Annotated in this window: 15 protein-coding genes; all 15 read left to right on the forward strand. The window is 46.2% G+C overall.

The window, feature by feature from the left end:
* The 15 genes from AC1DE7_RS27030 (at position 1) to AC1DE7_RS27100 (ending at position 20,660) form a co-directional block, all read left to right on the forward strand.
* Complete coding sequence (locus tag AC1DE7_RS27030) at positions 1–258, forward strand: DUF2577 family protein (RefSeq protein ID WP_175383663.1); 258 nt, start codon at positions 1–3, stop codon at positions 256–258.
* Positions 255–668 carry a DUF2634 domain-containing protein gene (locus AC1DE7_RS27035; protein WP_477535587.1) on the forward strand — a complete coding sequence of 138 codons (414 nt, stop codon included), beginning with the start codon at positions 255–257 and terminating at the stop codon, positions 666–668. The genes AC1DE7_RS27030 and AC1DE7_RS27035 overlap by 4 nt, the downstream gene beginning before the upstream one ends.
* Positions 661–1,719: a baseplate J/gp47 family protein gene (locus AC1DE7_RS27040; RefSeq protein ID WP_477535588.1), complete on the forward strand. Its 1,059-nt coding sequence runs from the start codon at positions 661–663 to the stop codon at positions 1,717–1,719. Before AC1DE7_RS27035 ends, AC1DE7_RS27040 begins: the two co-directional genes overlap by 8 nt.
* Complete coding sequence (locus AC1DE7_RS27045) at positions 1,716–2,261, forward strand: putative phage tail protein (protein WP_036668870.1); 546 nt, start codon at positions 1,716–1,718, stop codon at positions 2,259–2,261. Before AC1DE7_RS27040 ends, AC1DE7_RS27045 begins: the two co-directional genes overlap by 4 nt.
* Positions 2,262–4,028, forward strand: coding sequence for a WD40 repeat domain-containing protein (locus AC1DE7_RS27050; protein ID WP_477535589.1), 1,767 nt, complete (start codon positions 2,262–2,264; stop codon positions 4,026–4,028).
* A 103-nt stretch (positions 4,029–4,131) separates the two neighbouring features.
* Positions 4,132–4,632, forward strand: coding sequence for a phage holin family protein (locus AC1DE7_RS27055; protein ID WP_477535590.1), 501 nt, complete (start codon positions 4,132–4,134; stop codon positions 4,630–4,632).
* Positions 4,633–5,147: 515 nt separating this feature from the next.
* Positions 5,148–6,095: a glycoside hydrolase family 25 protein gene (locus AC1DE7_RS27060; RefSeq protein WP_477535591.1), complete on the forward strand. Its 948-nt coding sequence runs from the start codon at positions 5,148–5,150 to the stop codon at positions 6,093–6,095.
* Between the two features lie 927 nt (positions 6,096–7,022).
* Positions 7,023–8,669 carry an ABC transporter substrate-binding protein gene (locus AC1DE7_RS27065; RefSeq protein WP_477535603.1) on the forward strand — a complete coding sequence of 549 codons (1,647 nt, stop codon included), beginning with the start codon at positions 7,023–7,025 and terminating at the stop codon, positions 8,667–8,669.
* A gap of 207 nt (positions 8,670–8,876) precedes the next feature.
* Positions 8,877–9,881 (forward strand): ABC transporter permease, encoded by a 1,005-nt coding sequence (locus tag AC1DE7_RS27070; RefSeq protein ID WP_315371528.1) that lies wholly within the window; start codon positions 8,877–8,879, stop codon positions 9,879–9,881.
* 230 nt (positions 9,882–10,111) lie between these two features.
* Positions 10,112–11,011 (forward strand): nickel transporter permease, encoded by a 900-nt coding sequence (gene nikC / locus AC1DE7_RS27075; RefSeq protein WP_477535592.1) that lies wholly within the window; start codon positions 10,112–10,114, stop codon positions 11,009–11,011.
* Between the two features lie 1,401 nt (positions 11,012–12,412).
* On the forward strand, positions 12,413–14,293 hold the full coding sequence (gene htpG, locus AC1DE7_RS27080; RefSeq protein ID WP_237176603.1) for a molecular chaperone HtpG: 1,881 nt from the start codon (positions 12,413–12,415) through the stop codon (positions 14,291–14,293).
* Between the two features lie 591 nt (positions 14,294–14,884).
* The gene (locus AC1DE7_RS27085; protein WP_076209597.1) at positions 14,885–16,300 is read left to right on the forward strand and encodes a deoxyguanosinetriphosphate triphosphohydrolase family protein; all 1,416 of its coding nucleotides are present in this window, start codon (positions 14,885–14,887) and stop codon (positions 16,298–16,300) included.
* A gap of 21 nt (positions 16,301–16,321) precedes the next feature.
* Positions 16,322–17,347, forward strand: a complete 1,026-nt coding sequence (locus AC1DE7_RS27090) for an MsnO8 family LLM class oxidoreductase (protein ID WP_477535593.1) — start codon at positions 16,322–16,324, stop codon at positions 17,345–17,347.
* 284 nt (positions 17,348–17,631) lie between these two features.
* Entirely contained in the window at positions 17,632–19,344 is a 1,713-nt protein-coding gene (locus tag AC1DE7_RS27095) for a methyl-accepting chemotaxis protein (protein WP_051449613.1), read from the forward strand.
* Positions 19,345–19,682: 338 nt separating this feature from the next.
* A complete protein-coding gene (locus tag AC1DE7_RS27100) occupies positions 19,683–20,660 on the forward strand; it encodes a TRM11 family SAM-dependent methyltransferase (RefSeq protein ID WP_477535594.1) in 978 nt (325 codons plus the stop codon).
* Positions 20,661–20,747 lie beyond the last annotated feature (87 nt).

Here is a 20,747-nt window from a genome sequence, read left to right on the forward strand (position 1 = left end):
ATGATGCTGGACGTGATTAAAAAGGCGGCGGTGGCCGCTGTAGATGCCAAGTCTCCCGTTCAGGTAATGTACGGAAGTGTGACAAACACCCAGCCTCTGGAGATCACCGTTGAACAACGGCTGGCATTGGCTGAACCTTTTCTGGTACTGCCGGAATCCGTAGTGAACAAAGCTTGGACCGTGGGTGACCATGTCTTGTTGTTACGTGTTCAAGGTGGAGACAGCTTTGTTGTGCTGGATCGGCTGGTGAATCCATGATTCCACAGGGTGCGCAGATTAGCGCAGAAGATCAGGAAGAATCTGCTGTGCTTCCAAGTCTTACGTATGTATTTCAAGCTTCGGGACAACGAATTGGAAGGCTGCAATTGGATGGAAAAGATGCGGTAAAACAGGCGGTGTATAAAGCGTTGTCTACACGCCGCTACGAGCATCTAATTTATTCCTCGGATTACGGCATGGAATGGTCCTGGGAAGGAATGGCCGGGAGATCCATGGTTGAATCTGAACTGGAACGCTGGATTCGTGAAGCGTTGCTTCCAGATGATCGCATTTCGGATGTAACCGAGTTCGATTTTGTCCACGAGGACGATGGAGTAAGGGTTTCGTTTACCGTCGAAACAGATTTTGGCAGCTTCAGGGAAGAGACGGAGGTGAACATGAATGTATGAAGAGCAGACGTTTGAAGTTATTTTAAACCGAATGCTGGATAGGGTACCGGATGGTGTGGATAAACGTGAAGGCAGCATTATCTATGATGCGCTTGCGCCAGCGGCTGTGGAAATGGCTCAGATGTATATCGAGTTGGATGTGAACGCCAATTTGAAGTTTGCAGATACAGCTTCTGGGGAGTATCTGGATCGCGCGGTGGCTTGGTCTGGCATTAGTCGGAAAGCGGCCACGAAGGCACGTTGGGTTGGTAGTTTTCGGGATAACGAAGGTAAGCCGGTTGAGGTTCCTTTGGAAAGTCGTTTCTCCACGGGGGATCGGGTATACGTTATTGTGGAGCGCATCGCGGCAGGACAATATGTGTTGGAGTGTGAAGTCGCGGGAGCGGAAGGTAATGAATATACGGGGGCACTGCTGCCCATCGATTATATTGCTGGCTTGACGACAGCTGAATTGACACGGTTGCTGGTTCCTGGCGAAGACGAGGAAACGGATCAGGCCTTATATGATCGTTATCAGGACAAAGTTTCCCGTCCGGTCACGAGTGCGAACAAATATCAATATGAGCTATGGGCACGGGAAAACTCCGGTGTGGGCAAAGCAAAGGCTTTTCCACTGTGGGACGGGCCAGGTACAGTCAAAGTGGCGTTGTTGAATAATGAAATGCAAACACCTGCTAAGGCGGTTATCGAGGCGGTGCAGGAATATATCGATCCATCCCAGGATGGAATGGGCGAAGGTGCTGCTCCAATCGGACCCGTGGTCACAGTGGTGGGGGCAGAAGAAGTACCCATTGATGTGGAGGTACAGGTCACACTTGCTTCCGGTTCAACGTACGAGGGAGTGAAGACACTGATTGAAACGGGAGTTACGGCGTATCTGAAAGAACTGGCTTTTGCCGATCCGTTGGTGCGTTGGACACGTATTGCCAATGTCATTCTGGATATCCCACCCGTGATCGATTATAGCGATCTGCTAGTGAATGGTGGTATGTCCAATCTGGAGATCGCCCCCGGCGCAGTAGCTGTTCTTGGGACGGTGAAGGTGACATGAGTAAAGCAGAGGTGTTAATGACTCTTTTGCCCCCATTGTATGAAAATGTGCTTGAGATGCAGCTTCTTACAGAGTCCGAAGGTGTTGAGCTGGACAAGCTTACGTTAGGTTTGGAAAGTGTACTGGACCAATTCTACCCGGAGTCTGCGACCTGGGCATTGGAACGTTATGAGCGGGATTTGCAGATTCCTACCAATCAAGCCAAGCCGGATGACCAGCGGAGATCCGTAATCATTTCCAAAATGCGCGGAAGTGGTAAGGTTTCCGGTTCGATGCTCAAGAACGTGGCGCAGGCGTACGAAAGTGGCGGGATTGATGTATCCGTGTCACCTGAGGAATACTTGATCCGAATTCGCTTTATCGACACATGGGGCTTACCGCCCAATCTGGACGATCTGAAGGCCGCGATTGAGGATATAAAACCGGCACATATGACCGTGGACTACCGTCTACGGTATTTGACGATTGCGGAGGTTGAAAGCATGACGCGGGATGAGATTGAACAGACTCGGCAGGATAAATTTGCAGGAGGTGGAGCTTAAATGAATGAACCAAAAACACAAAATTTGGGGTTGAATAAGATTGATCGTTCCTCACCATCGACAACCTATTTTGATCTGGATAAGTATTTGGATCAGAACTGGGAGAAGGTTGATGAGGGTGTAGCGACTAAGCAAGATTTAGAGGAACTTCTTGAAGCGGTGGGTGAGATAGATGTTCCCGATGCGTCTTTGACGCAGAAGGGAAAGGTACAATTGTCTAGTAAGACGGACGGATTGTCCGAAACAGTGGCTGCGACGGAGAAGGCGGTAAGGGATGTTAGTATGGAGATAATATCAAATTATGTACGCCAACCAGGTTACGCTAGGACAACTGGTACGAGCTCAGCTTATGCGGCAAAGCTAATCCCTATTCCTACAAATTTTGCTGATGGGTTTGGCATCACCATTGTACCACATGTAACAAATGGAGTTGCTCCTACGCTAAATGTGAATGGATTAGGTGCTATACCGCTAAAAAAACAAGATGGTACAGCATACTCTGCAGGTGATCTTTTGGCTGGGAAGCCTTACAGTTTTAGACGTGTAGGATCAGATTTTTTAGCAGTTAGTGGGGAACGGGAGGTGATAAAAGGATCAATTAAGTCTACAGCATTATTTACAGAGAACATATCTAAAGGTGAAATGGTCTCAATTGTTGATTACATGCGGTTTGTCGAGGTAACTGAAATCGCAGTTGGTTCGCATATTGAAATCAGTCAAGATGGTAGATTCTTGGTGGGGTATGGTGGTAATAGAGCAACAATTTATTTGATCAATTCCAATGGAACTCCAGCTTTTAAACAACTAATCTCCGTAGCTTCAGGTAGTGAGAGTATACTTTCCGTGTCGATATATGGTGATTTCATTGCGATAGGTACAAGTGCTAGTGGTTCTTTTCTTCGTATTTTTAAATGGGATGGAATATCATTTAATAGATTACCAGATCCGCAAATAAAACCATCAACTATCGTACATGGTGTGACGTTTTCTCCAGACGGAAAATTCCTAGTTGTCACTCAGCAGGCAACGTCATGGTTGGTGTATAGACGTAGCGGAGATACATTCACTAAACTTAACAATTTTACAGGAATACCCAGAGAATCTACAGATGTGCATGTTGCGTTTACCCCCGACGGCAAGTATGTATTTATGCCAACGGTGACGACAGCAGGAGTCTCTGTATTTAAAATTAGCGGAGAAATATTCACTAAACTATCAGCAACATTTGAACCGTTATCAATACAGCAGCGCGAAATGTGTATCACCCCCGACTCAAGGTATATTGTATTTTCAAGTCTTTCCCTTAAGAGTGGTCCGCTTGTTTGGAAAATTAATGGGGATGATACTTTCACTCCAACTGGCAAGGTTAAATACGCGAAGGGGCTGTCAGTACCTTCCGACATATACTACAGTGCTCACATGTCACCGGATGGAAAAATAATTGCCTTCACTGACTGGGGGGTAACGTTTAACAACTCGTACCTAATGAGTATTTTTGATGATGGTGCTTCTATCGTTTCATACATTAACATACCAGATATTCATGCACGTTACATTCATGATGTGAAATTTAGCCCTGATGGTAAATATATATATTTATTAGATGGTAATAGACGAACTATTGAACAATTTGATCGCATTAATACCAATAGTAAGGTATCGTTATTGAGAAGCGTCTCTGATATGAAAGGTGACGAAATGGGTATAGGGTATGCAGTTGAAGATGGTAAACAAAATGAAATAAAACAAATTATGAGACTGTTATAGCAATAGTGTAAACCTTTTAGTCATGGCTTTTGTTTACTTTCAAGGTGAAATTAAACATCCTACAATTCAAGAATTCTATTATAAAATAAGAGGAGGTGAAACCATGGAACGATGGGACAACCTATGGAAATGGCTCCTTGCCCTAATAACCAGTTCAGCAACCTACTTCTTCGGCGGCTGGTCAGGCGTGCTCGGTGTACTACTCGTGTTTGTCATCCTCGATTACCTAACGGGTATCGCGGCGGCGGGTATGAGTGGCAAGCTAGAAAGCAACATCGGCATGTTCGGCATCGCACGAAAGGTATTTATATTTGCAATGGTATCGGTGGCTCATCTGGTGGACGGTGTTCTGGGAGACGGACATTTGTTCAGGGATGCGGTCGCCTTTTTTTATATCGCAAATGAGTTGTTGTCCATTATCGAAAATGGGGGTAAGTTGGGCGCTCCAATTCCGCCAGTGATTCGGCAATCTATTGAAGTGCTCAAGGGCAAAGCGGGAACCGTGGAACTTCCCGGTAACTTCTCCCCGAAGGGCAAAGATTCTTTTTCCAATCTAGAAACAGAGGATGTTGAACCTTCTGAAACTCAAGATAACGTTAAATAGTTTGAAATATTTTTAGTGTCTTCTTTACTATACCGTTGCTGAACATCGCAAGTGTAGTTTTTTTGAACTATACATCTATACAGATTGAACTTAACATTTTCACACAATAACGGAGAGGACAGAAAAAACCTGAAAAAGCGAAGCTAAAAGCTTTCTGAAAGAAAGCTACTTCGTAAGCATAATCTCGCCTTTATCCTCCGGATTTTCCCCTTTATAAAGAGAATCAAAAAAATCCGGGGATAACAGCGATTGGAAGGTTATTCTGTCATCGGAGTGTCCGTGTGAATAAGGCTCAGTTCATTTCCAACACATCAGGGACACGCACACAAGCAACCCCTAATCCAACCGCATTAACTATAGGAGCATTTTGCATCAATCCAGAGAGTGACATCCAGTCAGCAATGTATAGATCAGAATGCTCTAATCTGTCTATACTTGTACCCGGGAACGCTTGAATCGAATGATGTAAAATGCTGATACAAACGGCAATTTGCCGCATAAAGGGTGTGAGAAACATGCAAACGAGGAGTTCAGGCAACACACAGGGCATTGACGTCTCTCGTTACCAGGGCAATATTGACTGGGCGAAGGTGAAGGCGAGTGGCATAACATTTGTATTCATCAAGGCAACTGAGGGACAGACATATACCGATCCCAATTATCAGAAAAATGTAACAGGCGCACTGGCGGCGGGTATGCTGGTCGGAACGTATCACTTCTTCCGCGCGACCTCTACCGATGGTGCCAAGGCAGAAGCGGCGCATTATGCCAATACACTTAACAAAGTTGGAGGGGCCAAAGCGTTACAACTTCCACCCGTCATGGACTACGAGAACAATCCCGGCAACCTGAGCAAAGTGCAGATGAATACAGTTGCCAAAGCTTTTTTAACCGAATTACAACGTCTGACAGGTGTGAAACCGATCATATACACGGGCAATTCATTTGCCGGGAATTTTGACACATCACTCAGCTCATACGATCTGTGGATCGCACGTTACAGCAACACCCGTGTACCGGATGACCAGCCGGCATGGAAGCGTTGGACGTTCTGGCAGTATACGGATTCAGGCAAGGTGAATGGCATTAGTGGCAATGTGGATATGAATGAATTCGAGGGAACAGCGGCACAGCTTAGAGCAAGATACGCAGCAGCCACTCCGAAACCACCGGAGCCATCCAATCCAACGAATCCAAGTCATCCGAATCCACCAACTGAACCACCGAAAGGGGGCGAACCGATGACAGCCGAAGAGAAAGCAGCGTTTGATGCGCTCAAATCCCAGGTCGACAAACTACAGGCGCGTCAGCAAATGGAAGTTCCAGTATGGGCAAAGGCAGCTGTGGATGCAGCACTGGCATATGACACCAAAAATCCATTGTTCAGCATCGATAATGGGGCGAGTTATGATTTTTACCGTTTTATTACCGTGATGCATCGCAGAGGTTTGTTTAAAAAGTGAGCTGATTCTTAGCAAATTTAAATGTGGATTTTATCTGAATGTGGATTGAGTGGAGAAGGAACACGAGACGCTTTTTGTCGAACTGTGTTCCTTTTTTGTGTTTTATGTAAGTAATATTAACGCATATAATAAAGTTAAAGACTTATGTCTGTAAATCTCTTGTCTAATTGATTAATGTGATGTAAAGTAAGTTACACGAAATTGTTTTTCACCACAGTTTATTTACACAATCCTCCTCATCATGACAAAACCATAACACATGAAGTTATTGTAATGTCTCCCTGTTGTACAATCCAACATCTCAAGATGACTCGCTCATACATTTTACACATCCAATCTGCAAGAGAAAGCCACCGATTTAACAACTTACACATCCAAACAACCTAGCCTATGTTGAGTTTCTTTCATCCGTATTGCTAACGAACGATAACGATACCTAATCCGGTCTCCACACTCCATGCTCAAAACGACACGCTCAAGGAACAGACTTTATTGCGTAGCCAGCAGCGTAGTATCCACATGCCCATCTGTATTTCTAATCTACTGACTTGAACTTGCTCTTACGGGTCCGTAACCATGTGCTGTTGCTAATTGACCTTAGTTCAAATAAAACGCAACAATCTTATTCAATATCATAGATTCATCTCACAAGATCCGTTGTTGAACCTTTTTTTTCTATAAAAGTAATCAAACGACGTCCTCAATCCATGTGCACGGTCTGATATTTACCTGTATTCCATACGTATCCCATGCTGTTTTTACATTTTATACACATGTCTTACTTTTCCCAAAACTTTAATTCAGGTATCGCAGGCATCTAAAGCCTTTTATATGATACATAGCACCAAACCGATTGCCAACATTGGAGATCTTTCATGCCAGCATCACACACATTATGAGACAGGGAAGGGTGTTGTACGTATGCGAATGAGAAAAAAATGGATGTCCGGTGTTCTAACGATGGCCTTAAGTACCGTATTGGTGTTGTCTGGTTGCTCCAGTAACGAGAGTGGAGAGGCTACACCTGCTCCGGCGGAAGGAACCGACCCTCCAACCGAAACGGTAGCACAGGATACGATGATTATGGGACGTGGTGGGGATTCCGTAGCACTCGACCCGGCGATTGTGACCGATGGGGAGTCGCTGAAGATTGGGCATCAGGTGTTTGATTCATTGCTGGACTACAAGGAAGGCGGAACAGAGGTCATTCCTGGACTAGCAGAGAGCTGGGAGATTTCGGCGGATGGGCTCAAGTATGTGTTTAAGCTGAAGTCCGGTGTGAAATTCCATGATGGAACTGATTTTAATGCCGAGGCTGTTGTGTTCAACTTCAACCGCTGGGGTGATCCGGCGAGTGAATATAAATTCGAGGGAGATTCCTTCGATTATTACGACTCCATGTTTGGTCCAGAGGACGGACGTGTGATCAAGGAAGTGAAGGCGACGGACGAGACTACGGTGGAGTTCACATTGAACCAGCCACAAGCCCCTTTCCTGCAAAATATTGCGATGACGCCATTTGGCATTGCCAGCCCAACCGCGATTCAGGAGAAAAAAGAAAACTTCAAGAGCGAGCCTGTGGGCACCGGCCCATTTGTATTCAAAGAGTGGAAGCGTAACGACTCCATCACCCTGGAGAAAAACGCGGATTACTGGAAAGAAGGACTGCCAAAGCTGAACAAAGTGATCGTGCGTTCCATTCCGGATAATACCGCTCGCTTCAATGCCCTGCAAAACGGCGAGATTGATGTCATGGAAGACCTGAACCCGGACGATCTGTCCATCCTTGAAGGCAACAGCGAGTTGCAGAAGATCGAGCGTCCACCGTTCAACGTGGCCTATATCGGTTTTAACTTCAAGAAGAAACCATTTGATAATGTCAAAGTCAGACAAGCTCTCAATCATGCGGTGAACAAGCAGGCCCTTATTGATGCATTCTTTGCTGGACAAGCTGAGCCTGCCGTGAACCCAATGCCGCCAACGCTTTGGGGGTACAACGATACCATTGAAGATTACCCATATGATTTGGAAAAAGCAAAAGCTTTACTGGCCGAAGCTGGCTTCCCTGACGGATTGCCTGATCCGGTAACCTTCTATGCGATGCCGGTATCCCGCCCGTATATGCCTGATGGCAAGAAGGTAGCGGAAGCAATCCAGGCCGATTTTGAGAAAATCGGAGTGACCGTCACCATCGAATCACCGGAGTGGGCAACGTATCTCGAAGATACAAAGGCCGGGGAGAAGGACGACATTTACATGCTCGGCTGGACAGGTGACAATGGTGACCCGGATAATTTCCTGTATACACTGCTGGATAAAGATGCCATTCCAAGCAACAACCGCAGTTATTATGTAAACGAAGAGTTACACACATTGCTGATGGGTGCACAGAAAGAAACCGATCAGGACAAGCGTGCTGAACTGTACAAACAAGCGCAGGCGATGATCAAGGAAGACGCACCATGGATTCCTCTGGTACACACGACGCCAATTCTGGCGGGTAAAGCAAACCTGAAAGGTTTCGTCCCTTCTCCACTGGGCACCGAATCCTATGCCGGTGCGTATTTCGAGTAAGCTGTAAGCTGAACTTATCCATTTCAGGATAAATGCGATCTGAAGATGGCACTACAGTTCGGAGTGATTACGTTTTAATTCTTTCTTTCAAAGCGCTGGTGAGACGCAATGCTTGGCAGAACCCACATCCGGACGTAACTATCCAAAGCATGCGTTTTTGCCGGCGCTTTTTATTTTGCACGATATGTCGAAGGCAGGTGAACAGGATTGAACAGCTATATTGTCAAACGTGTGCTTGTGTTGCTGCCCGTACTGCTGGGCATGACCCTGATTGTCTTTTCCATCATCCACGCCATCCCGGGTGACCCGGCCGAGACCATACTTGGGCAAAAGGCAACCGAACAATCCAAGCAGGCCCTTCGTGACCAACTGGGTCTGGATAAACCCTGGTTCCAGCAGTATTTCGCCTACTTGGACGATTTGCTCAAAGGTGATCTGGGAACATCCATCCGCACCAAGGTGCCTATTGCCCAGGAAATTGTGCCTTATCTGACAGCAACCCTTGAATTAACGATGGCCAGTATGTTGTTTGCTGTCATTATTGGGGTGAATGCCGGGATTGTCAGTGCATGGAAGCACAACTCCTGGTTTGATTATTGCTGTATGGTCATTGCTTTGGTGGGTGTATCGATGCCTATCTTCTGGTTAGGTCTGATGGAACAATGGTTGTTCGCGAACAAGTTGCAGTGGCTGCCATCCATTGGACGCATGAATGCGCGTGATCCGGTGGAAGCCATTACGGGCTTGTATGTGCTGGATACGATGATTGCTGGACAATGGAATCAGTTGTGGACCGTAACGAAACATTTGATTCTGCCAAGTGTTGCACTGGGAACGATTCCAATGGCTGTTATTGCCCGGATGACCCGTTCCAGCATGCTGGAAGTGATGAGTTCCGATTACATTCGTACAGCAAAGGCGAAGGGACTGGGTCCGTTTTTTGTCGTATATGGACATGCGCTCAAAAATGCGTTTATACCCGTGCTTACGGTTATCGGCATCCAGACCGGATCGTTGCTCGGGGGTGCGGTGTTGACCGAGACGATCTTTGCTTGGCCTGGCGTGGGACGTTATATATATGAAGCAATTAGTTCACGGGACTATCCGGTGATCCAGAGTGGCATTCTGATCGTGGCGTTCTTTTTCGTGGTGATCAACCTGATTGTGGACTTGCTCTACGCCGTGTTCGATCCGCGGATTAGTTATAAATAGGAACTCCATCAAGAACCAATCTGCAGAATCGAAGCTAAAAACTTTCTAAAAGAAAGCTACATCGGAAGCATAGGCTACGCATGAATCACCATATTTTCACCTTTAAATAGGTGGATCAATATAATCTGGGGATAACAGCGATCAGAAGATGATACTGTAATCGTAGGGCTTGAGTGTAATAGAACGCGTTGATCTTTTGTTATATTCATGTTCAAGAAAGGAGACACCGCATGGCCAAATTATCGACCAATACCGGACCATCCATTGACGCTGCGTCGGCGAGCACATCCGGTCCATGGCGGGAAGCGTGGAGAACGTTTCGGAGAAATCGGCTTGCGCTTGCGGGTTTGATCATTATCGTATTTTTTATACTCTTGGCCTTCCTCGCGCCATATATTACACCTTACGATTACAAGGAACAGGTGCTGGTGGATCGGCTTCAGGCCCCTTCGGCAGAGCATTGGTTTGGTACCGATGATCTGGGGCGTGACGTGTTTTCCAGAGTGCTGCACGGGGCGCGTATTTCCTTGTGGGTGGGGTTCTTCTCCGTCATTGGTTCCATTATCGCGGGTACGCTGCTGGGGCTGATTGCCGGATTTTATGGAAAATGGGCGGATATGCTTATCTCGCGTCTTTTTGATATCTTGCTCGCCTTTCCGGGGATTTTGCTGGCCATCGCCATTGTGGCGATATTGGGCCCGTCTTTGCAAAATGCACTGCTCGCCATTGCCATCGTGAACATCCCGACCTACGGAAGATTGGTGCGTTCACGGGTACTCAGCTTGAGACAGGAGGAATTCATTACGTCGGCGCGGACACTTGGAGCGGGCAACGGGCGAATCTTGTTTCGTCACATCTTGCCCAATAGCCTTACTCCTCTGATCGTGCAAGGTACACTCGGAATTGGGACGGCGATCATCGAAGCTGCTGCACTCGGATTTCTAGGCATGGGTGCACAACCACCCGACCCGGAATGGGGTAAAATGCTGTCAGACTCCCGTCAGTTTATACAAAAAGCACCGTGGACACTGATCTTCCCCGGCGTTTCCATTATGTTGACCGTTCTCGGCTTCAACCTAATGGGCGATGGCCTGCGTGATACCCTTGATCCGAAAATGGCTAAAAAATAGAATTATCAAACTCAAACTCAAACTCAAACTCAAACTCAAACCGTAACCGTAACCGTAACCGTAACCGTAACCGTAACCGTAACCGTAACCGTAACCGTAACCGTAACTTGTAACTTGTAACCCAAGCTCGAACTCAAACTGCAACTTTGATTGAAACCCTAACTCTGCAAGCCTAACTTTTTCTGTAACGCAGCATGCGTGCCAAAGGCAACGTTAACACTAACCGTAAGCACTAACTTTTATCACAATCCTATCTGAAGCTGTAACGCCAACCTCTGCTCCAACTCTAACGAACCCGGGAGACCTTATTTTACGAGTTCCAGCCGATTTCCCATTCTTACGAACCTCAAACGCGCTATTTTGTGAAAAACCTGCCGAAAGTCTCGAAAGGTTGGCTAAAGTGGAGAAGTAGCGTGTCTACGATTCGTTAGCTTACAAAAGCCTCCCAAAAAGGCCAATTAACGCCTCTGAGATTCGTTAGCGCGTGACTGTCATACTGCTCAAGACATCCAAGCAACCACAATACCAAGATACCAACATACCTACCAAAGTACCCATACAACATACATCAGTCTCAACACAGTAAGGTCGAAGATACTCCAAGGTACATTAGATGAAATATGTTTTAACGCTATCTACTATATCAACAGGCACATTATAATCTTTCCCCATGCCGGTTCGAACTTTGGTTCGAGGCGGCTTTTGTTTTACCTGCGGGATTACTGTAAAATGATTGGTGATGTGCAAAAGTTGAAGGGTTATTCGATCTTTTAGTTAAAATAACCGCCTACGTATTGACACCCAATTTTCCCATATGTTATATAAAAGGAAGGGTTTAGCACTCCGATCATCAGAGTGCTAACAGATGATGTTTTTACTATAAGCTTACATATGGAATGATTCTGTTTTTGAAAATAGATATTGAACCTGAGTAGAACATGCGAAGCCAAGGTATGCAACAGACTTGAAGCTGCATTCCACGTCTAAGAAATATCACTTCATTGATATTCTCTATCCTAAAAAATCAGTCGCTGATCAAATGCAAAAGTAGTTCAGGGGACGAAATCGATTTGGAGGAAGCAGAGCGTTCGCCTAAAAGCTTTCTGAAAGAAAGCTGCTACGGAAGCATATGCTATCACCGGATTTCTCCCTTTTAAAAAGGGAATCAAAGAAATACGGGGATAACAGCGATCCGAAAAACGATTCGTAACCGGAACGGCTACATTGCAGAACGTCGTGCACTTATTTTTACAGTGAGCCAGTTAGAAGTGAAGCACAATATCTGTGGACTAGAGCGATCAAAGGTTTTTGAGTCTACTAATGGCCGCAGGATTATCTCAGTTACTTTCTATTTTCAATCAAATCATTCGATATCCCAATTTGAAAGGAGTCCAACCACTCATGGCTAAAAAAGAATTCCAGGCAGAATCCAAACGTTTGCTGGATATGATGATCAACTCCATTTACACCCAAAGAGAAATCTTTTTGAGAGAATTGATCTCCAACTCCAGTGACGCCATTGATAAAATTTATTACAGAGCACTTACGGACGATGCGCTCGTTTTCAACAAAGAGGACTACTTCATCAAGCTCACGATTGACAAAGAAAACCGCACGCTCACACTGACGGATACCGGAATCGGGATGACGCAGGAAGAGCTGGAGAACAACCTGGGGGTTATCGCGAAGAGTGGTTCCTTGGCGTTCAAGAAGGAAAATGAAGCTAAAGATGGCCACAACATCATCGGACAATTCGGGGTTGGTTTCTACTCGGCATTTATGGTGGCGGACAAGCTCACCGTAACAAGTAAAACGCTGGGCAGCGACGAGGCTTGGAAATGGGAATCCGAAGGCGCGGATGGTTACACAATCACACCAGCTGAGAAAGATTCCGTAGGTACAGAGATCGTCCTGACGATCAAAGAGAATACCGAAGAAGATTCGTATGACGAATTTTTGGAAGAGTACCGCCTGAGATCCATCATCAAGAAATACTCCGATTTCATTCGCTACCCGATCAAGATGGATGTGACGGGTCAACGTCCAAAAGAGGGCACGGAGAACGAGTTCGAGGAATACCAAGAAGAACAAACCGTGAACAGCATGGTGCCGATCTGGCGTAAAAATAAAAGCGAACTGACCGAAGAAGACTACAATAACTTCTATATGGAAAAACGCTACGGTTTTGACAAACCGCTTAAACACCTGCACATCAGCGCAGATGGCGCTGTGGTGTACAATGCAATCCTGTTTATTCCGGAGAACACACCGTTTGACTACTATACAAAAGAGTATGAAAAAGGCCTCGAGCTTTACTCCAACGGTGTATTGATCATGGATAAATGCGGGGATCTGTTGCCAGATTACTTTGGATTTGTTAAAGGTATGGTGGATTCGGAAGACCTGTCCCTGAACATTTCCCGTGAGATGTTGCAACATGACCGTCAGCTTAGCCTGATCGCGAAGAACATTAAGAACAAAATCAAGAGCCAACTGCAAAGCCTGCTGAAGGACGAGCGAGAGAACTACGAGAAGTTCTACCAAGCGTTTGGTCGTCAATTGAAATATGGTGTATACAGCGACTATGGTGTGAACAAGGATACATTGCAGGATCTGCTGTTGTTCACGTCTTCCAAAGAGAGCAAACTCGTGAGCCTGGACGAATACGTCTCCAGAATGCCGGAAGATCAGAAGTACATCTACTATGCATCTGGTGAGTCCATTAGCCGTATTGAGAAGCTGCCACAGATCGAGGGTGTTCTTGAGAAAGGGTACGAAGTATTGTACTTTACTGATGACATCGACGAGTTTGCAATCAAGATGATCACGAACTACAAGGAGAAAGAATTCAAATCCATCTCCAGTGGTGACCTGGGTATCGAAGATAGCGCAGACAAAGAAGAAACGGACGCTCAAGACAACGACAACAAAGAGTTGTTTGAAGCGATGCAAGCTCAATTAGCGGGTAAAGTCAAAGCCGTTAAAGCTTCCAAACGTCTGAGAAGTCACCCGGTATGTTTGTCCACCGAAGGTGAATTGACGATTGAAATGGAGAAAATCCTGAAAGCTATGCCGAACAGCGAAAACGTACAGGCTGATAAAGTGTTGGAAATCAACGTGAATCACGATGTCTTCAAATCGTTGAAAGACGCTTTCGCGCAGGATCAGGAAAAACTGAACCTCTACACTAGCCTGCTGTACCATCAGGCATTGCTAATTGAGGGACTGCCAATTCAAGATCCAGTAGAGTTCACCAACGATATCTGTAAGGTGATGGTGTAATACCGTTACACCCACCATCTCCACCCCGACAGGGCGTTTCAGTCCTGTCGGTTTTTTTGTTTTTTACCCACAACGGGTAGGAGCGGGGGAGGCAGACCATCATTGCAGCGATCGATGAACATCGTAATGAAATTCTTTAGCCTTTCAAAGTTTTGAAGAATTCTCCCTTTATAGAGAATAGGGAATGTAATGACTTTGGGAGTGAATCAAACAGCAAAAGTAGTGAAGGGGACGGAATCGATTCTGAAGAAGCGAAGCGCTCGCCTTTGTCTCCGGGTTTTTCCCTTAATAAAGGGAATTCAGAAAACCTGGAGACAACAGCGATCATAAGAACGATCCGTCACCGGAACGGCCACGCAAACTGTATAAGTCACTTTTTTTGTCATAAGTCACGATAGTGTGAGTTCAATATGAATCATTGTCATTTAGATGCACGGATGATAGTCTGGCAGGGTATAATAAGAGAAGATGACTGTTCATTACAAGTTGATGTAAGAAGAGATGACAATCGCAGACAGGTTTTACTTTTCGAAACCACAGATGTTGTGTATAATCACTCAAAATAGAGACAGTCGGCTAGGAGTGATCCCCATGCAATGGAACGATCTGAGAGAACATAGACAATATCCTGAATTAACCAAATTGGATGGATCTCGTGCAGCGTATGAACGGGACTATTCGAGACTCATTCATTCACCGACCTTCCGTCGGTTACAGGGCAAATCGCAGGTGTTTGGCGCAGGAACGGGTGATTATTATCGTACTCGCTTGACCCATTCACTGGAGGTGGCACAGATTGCACGAGAGGCTGCCCGAAGTTTGATTCGCCGTTTTCCCGAGGTAGACTGGGACCGCGCGGACAACCCCGGCCTTATTATTGATTCAGAAGTGGTGGAGTGCGCTGCAATCGCACATGACTTCGGTCACCCGCCTTTTGGACATAAAGGTGAAGAAGTATTGGATGGTATTCTGGATGACCTCATCAACACCGAGGCTAAGAAAATCATGAAAAAAAGCCGCAGCGCCAAAGTTCCCAAGGTCGAGTCTGAAGTACGTGCTGAGTTAAAACGGAAATACGAACATTTTGAAGGCAATGCGCACAACTTCCGTCTCATTATGCACTTGGAGAAACGTGAAGATATCGACGGACTGAATCTGTCTGATGCGGTGTTACTAGGAATCAACAAATATCCGTACCCTGGGACAGAGAGCAAAAAAGGCATGTATCATCATGAGTGGCAATATATTCGGGAGATCCGTGATCGCTGGAACGTGCCGGCAGGCAAGAAGACGCTGGAAGCACAGTTGATGGACCTTTGCGACGATATTGCGTACTCCTCACATGACCTGGAGGATGGCATCAAAGCAGGCAAAATTGAAGTACATGAGCATTTCCTGCAAGATCCGCATGTGAATCGACTGATTGTGGATAAAATTACAACGCTTGAGGATCTGTTCTGGAACGGATGGACCCGAGAAGCGATTGGGCAAAAGGTAGAAGAGGTTCTCGCTTCGTTCCTGCGCATCTGGAATGAAAAGATGCCGTTCTGCGAGCACGATTACTCGCGTACCCGTCGTGAGGTGAAGGCCTATTGGGTGAGCTTTTTTGTAGGCAGCCTGGGCGTTATTGACGACGGTGACTGGAAGAAGGTAACTTTTGTCCGTGAAGGTGCTGAAGACCTTGATATGCTGCGTACGGTGAGTGTGCTCAAGAGTTTTGCCTGGGTGACCATGATTCGTGATCTACGTGTACAGCGGCTACAAAAGCGCAGTGAGTGGATGATTAAGCGATTATGGGATGCTTTCCTCGATCCGGAGACGTCCAAATCCATTATTCCATCCGACTGGCTGCAGCGGTATGAGAAGGATCAAGCCAAAGCCCAGCCGATCTGGACTTGGGAACACATGGTGATCGATTATATCGCAGGAATGACGGATGCATTTGCCGAGAAAATATATAATGAACTCTACGGTCTGAAGGTGGGTTCGATCTACGATCTGGATTAAAATTAACCGATATAAAGGGAGATGAGACGCGTGGCTAAGCGAATGAGTGAGACGTTCAGTCTGGGCGTACTTGACCTTGTTCCAAGGTTAGACGATGCCACAGCGGAACAGGCGCTTCAACAATCGGTGACACTTGCGCAACATGCCGAGGCTTGGGGATACGCCCGATACTGGACGTCAGAGCATCATGATATGGCTGAACTGGCATCGGCCTCTCCTGAAGTTCTGTTATCGCACATCGGAGCAAGGACAACAACGATCCAACTTGGCTCTGGTGCGGTCTTGTTGCCGCATTATAGCCCGCTCAAGGTTGCGGAGTCGTTCCGCCTGCTGGCTGCGCTCTATCCGGGGCGCATTGAGCTTGGGCTCGGACGTGCTCCTGGCGGTGGAACTCATGCCACGATGGCACTCAGTGGCAATTATTTGCAGCATGTGTCCAAGCTGCCTGAATCGCTCGCAGCACTCACAGAACTGCTCGAAGACCGCTACATGTATGAGGATCATCCCGTGACAGCTCGTCCGATTCCCAAGCTTCCGTTATCACTCTGGATGCTGGGAACTAACGTGAAGAGTGCAGAATTTGCGGCACGGTTTGGCATGGGATATGTCTTTGGCCAATTCATGAGTGATGCCGATGGTACAGAGGCTGTAAGGCGATACCGAGAAGGATTTATGCCTAGTGCAACGATGAAGGAGCCTGAGGTTATGGTGGCAGTCAGCGTATTGTGTGCTGAGTCAGAGACGGATGCTATGGCCTGGAGTCGTGACATGGCGGAGAGGCGCAAGCTGGATGGGAAAGAACATTCAACCGAGCTGAATTCAAGCGGTATCGCGGGCTCTGACACGAATGATGAGGCCGTTAGTGATCAAAATGAATCGGTACGGCACTATGCAGGTACAACTGAGCAGGTATGGGCGCGATTGCAACAGGTGAGTCGCAGGCTGGATACGGAGAGGTTGCTTCTGGTTACGGCAGGACCAGATTATGAGCGCAGGTTGGATTCATATCGATTGCTGGCTGAGCATAAGACGGCAATACTGAACTAGGCTGATCATTTTATGATGTTAGCCGTTGAAATCCGAACAAACCGAAGAGCTGCAGATCGGGACTTTACCGAATGCTGCAGCTCTTCGGTTTGGACTTTGTCAAGATTCAACAATCTTTTACAAAACCAAGCATCTTAATGACAAAATAATGTTATAATACTTTACGTCTATTTTCCTATCGATATAATATAGAGAAGTTCTTTTGACAAGAGGTCAAAAGAAGGGAAAACAATGACATAAGCACCTGAATTCGGGATGACCGAAGAGGTCAAGGGGGAAATCATATGTTCAGCAGATTCAAGATCAAGAGTATCGGTCTGCGTATCAGCATCGCGTTCTACTTGTTAATCCTCTGTTTAATTATTTTGAGTGTCACGATTGTCACCCGGATGAATTCAATTGAAACCAACACTAATGAAATTACGAACAATTGGATGCCATCAATCCAGCAAATTAACCGGTTAAATTATACCACAGAGCATGTCCTGTCACTGAGTTATCGTCACTTTGACGCGGATGAAACAGACAAGGCATTTTTGTCAGAAGAGCGTACCAAGTATATTCGTGAAACGACGCAGGCGATTAAAATCTATGATCAGCAGGAGAAGTCTGCGGAAGAGCTCGAACACTGGAATGCGTTCAAGAACAAATGGGAAGCGTATCTCAAGATTAATACGCAATCGATCAAGCTGAGTGATGAGGGTCAGACACAGCTGGCGAAGGAAGTAGCTGATAAAGGTGCTGATTCCTTTGACACCATGCAAGTCGATCTTGATTATCTTGTGGAATACAATCAGGAACAGTCCAATCTTGCGGCGGCCCAAACGATCAGATCGGTACAGGATGGTAGATTAATCATCATTATCGGTGTTCTTGTCATGATTGCCATTACAGCGATCAGCATTCCGATTATTCGTTCACAGGTCGTGAAACCACTGCTACGTGTCATTAGTGCGGTGAAACTGATTGCAGAAGGCCAATTGAATGTTCAGGACATACATACCAAACATGAGGATGAAGTTGGTGTTCTGGCCAAAGCGGTGAATGACATGAAAGGTAACCTGACTTCCATGGTTCTGAGCGTCAGACGAATTGCGGAAGCTGTTAATCTACAAAGTGGGGAACTGGCAATATCCTCAGAAGAGGTTAAGATTGGTAGTCGCCAGATTGCTGTGACCATGGAAGAGTCAGCCAAGGCCGCAGAGAGCCAGGCAGAGACAGCCGTGGAATCAGCTCGTACGGTTGAAGTGTTGAATGATCACATTCAGAGTCATACGGAACAAGGCAGCCAGTTGCGCGTCATGTCGGATCGTGTACTGGAACAAGGGCTGAATGGTCGCAAGGTGATGGAACAGTCGGTGCAGCAGATGCAACAGATTTCCGGCTCGGTCTCGGCTTCCATGGACAAAATGGAACGGTTGAATCGTAAAAATGAAGATATTTCCAAGCTGGTTCAAGTCATTCATGACATTGCACGCCAAACCAATCTGCTGGCATTAAATGCCTCCATTGAGGCAGCGCGTGCGGGAGAGAGTGGACGCGGATTCGCCGTAGTGGCATCAGAAGTGAGGAAGTTATCTGAGGCTGTGCAGACTTCGGTTGAAGAGATCACGGCGATCACCGAGGATATTCAGCAGGAGTCACAAGGGGTGGTTGCGGAATTACGTACGAACGTTCAGGAGACCGAACTGGGTCAGGAACATGTGCTTACTTCAGGTCAACTCTTCCGTACAATTAATGAATCGGTGGAAGGCATGGTTGGTGTCATCGGCACTATGACAGATGGTCTCGCAGGCATGCAGGAAGCGAGCGGACGAATGAATGATTTCAGTCAGCAGATTTCCGCTGTTTCGGAACAATCGGCAGCGAGTGTGGAAGAAGTTTCTGCATCGGCGGAAGAGCAAGTAAGTTCCATGGAAACGATTAGCGGCAACATTCAAAGCCTGAAAGAATTATCCGAAGATTTGCTTACATCCATTGAAAAATTAAAAATATAATCTTCTTATAATAGAAGAAGCTGGAATCACGCAGGCGGCTAATGGTGAGAAATCAGTATGATATATGAGCTATTGGCCTACAACGTTTACTGGCAAGAACGATTAGATTTCCAATGTTATAATCTCAAAAAAAAGTAAGGCGTTCCTAAACAATGGGAACACCTTACTTTTTTTTGTCCAAATAGATACGTGCAAGGAAATGGATAGTTGTCTAGGAGCCTAACATTGTATACAATGACTACCTGAAAGCAAACGTATGAGTCGTATTTGATATGTCTTCAATGAGCTTACTATTTATATAGAAGAAACATGATTAATGAAGGAAGGAGAGGGGAATTTTGCCTGATGAGACACTTGGTATGTACGCTACTTCTGGGAAACACCTCTACACCTTTGCTTGCCACGAGAACGAGCAAGGATTATGCATGCTGGAGCTGACTACGCTGCTTGAACCGAGTTCGGAGATCCGTATGGATATGGGGTCGTATGTGTGGTCTGAACGATGTATTCCACCTGGACGCAGTCCTTTTATCCACGGCAGACTAGACGTGATCGGCGAAGGGGAGACTGTGATGGATCTGCTTCCTCTTGCCAAAAATATTCACCTGTTGCCAGATGAGACATTCAAGGTAGTTTGTCTAAAAGAAGGGGATCAAGCCCCTGATTATGCACAGTCTCGTCAACTGGAAAAAGAAGTTGGCATGTGCATTAAAGGCAAGGCACAGATGAAACAACCTAAGGTGACTTTCGGCCTAATCCGAACAGGAGAAAAATGGATCTTGGGCCAGTGGACAGAAGCGGATCGATCATGGCAGATTCATCGGCAGAAGCCGCAAAATTACTCAACTGGATTTGGCATCACGCTTGCGAGAGCGCTGGTTAATATTGCTGTTCCGAGAGTAGAAAATCATCGATTTCTTGATCCATGCTGTGGTATGGGAACGGTTGTGATTGAGGCTTTATCCATGGGAATTGATGCAAAAGGTAACGATCTCAATCCTCTGGCTGTCCGAGGTGCGCGAATCAATCTGCCGCATTATGGATATGATTCAGATCGAATCACACTGGGGGATATGAATGAACTGCAAGATTTGTATGATGCGGCAATTCTGGACATGCCCTATAATCTCTGCTCTGTACTTCCGGATGCTGAGCAACGAGCCATGCTGGAGAGTTTGCGCAGTTTGGCAAAACGGGCAGTGATTGTTTCCACAGAGTGGGTAGAAGAGCACTTGTTGGAAGCGGGATGGACTGTAAAAGAGTACAGAACAGTACACAAAGGCACGTTTATACGTCACATTTGGCTGTGTATGTAAGCGTAAAAAAACAAAAACGCTACCTCTAAGGGAATTTAGATTTCCCAGAGGTAGCGTTTTTTATTGCGTACATATCCATTGATATCG

Source organism: Paenibacillus sp. 10L310 (assembly GCF_056395745.1).

Excerpts from the sequence above, each read along its gene's own strand:
- AC1DE7_RS27030 (WP_175383663.1), top strand. The coding sequence starts at position 1 with ATGATGCTGGACGTGATTAAAAAGGCGGCGGTGGCCGCTGTAGATGCC.
- AC1DE7_RS27090 (WP_477535593.1), top strand. The coding sequence starts at position 16,322 with ATGAGACGCGTGGCTAAGCGAATGAGTGAGACGTTCAGTCTGGGCGTA.
- AC1DE7_RS27095 (WP_051449613.1), top strand. The coding sequence starts at position 17,632 with ATGTTCAGCAGATTCAAGATCAAGAGTATCGGTCTGCGTATCAGCATC.
- nikC (WP_477535592.1), top strand. The coding sequence starts at position 10,112 with ATGGCCAAATTATCGACCAATACCGGACCATCCATTGACGCTGCGTCG.
- AC1DE7_RS27085 (WP_076209597.1), top strand. The coding sequence starts at position 14,885 with ATGCAATGGAACGATCTGAGAGAACATAGACAATATCCTGAATTAACC.
- AC1DE7_RS27040 (WP_477535588.1), top strand. The coding sequence starts at position 661 with ATGTATGAAGAGCAGACGTTTGAAGTTATTTTAAACCGAATGCTGGAT.
- AC1DE7_RS27055 (WP_477535590.1), top strand. The coding sequence starts at position 4,132 with ATGGAACGATGGGACAACCTATGGAAATGGCTCCTTGCCCTAATAACC.
- AC1DE7_RS27045 (WP_036668870.1), top strand. The coding sequence starts at position 1,716 with ATGAGTAAAGCAGAGGTGTTAATGACTCTTTTGCCCCCATTGTATGAA.
- AC1DE7_RS27035 (WP_477535587.1), top strand. The coding sequence starts at position 255 with ATGATTCCACAGGGTGCGCAGATTAGCGCAGAAGATCAGGAAGAATCT.
- AC1DE7_RS27060 (WP_477535591.1), top strand. The coding sequence starts at position 5,148 with ATGCAAACGAGGAGTTCAGGCAACACACAGGGCATTGACGTCTCTCGT.
- AC1DE7_RS27065 (WP_477535603.1), top strand. The coding sequence starts at position 7,023 with ATGAGAAAAAAATGGATGTCCGGTGTTCTAACGATGGCCTTAAGTACC.
- htpG (WP_237176603.1), top strand. The coding sequence starts at position 12,413 with ATGGCTAAAAAAGAATTCCAGGCAGAATCCAAACGTTTGCTGGATATG.
- AC1DE7_RS27050 (WP_477535589.1), top strand. The coding sequence starts at position 2,262 with ATGAATGAACCAAAAACACAAAATTTGGGGTTGAATAAGATTGATCGT.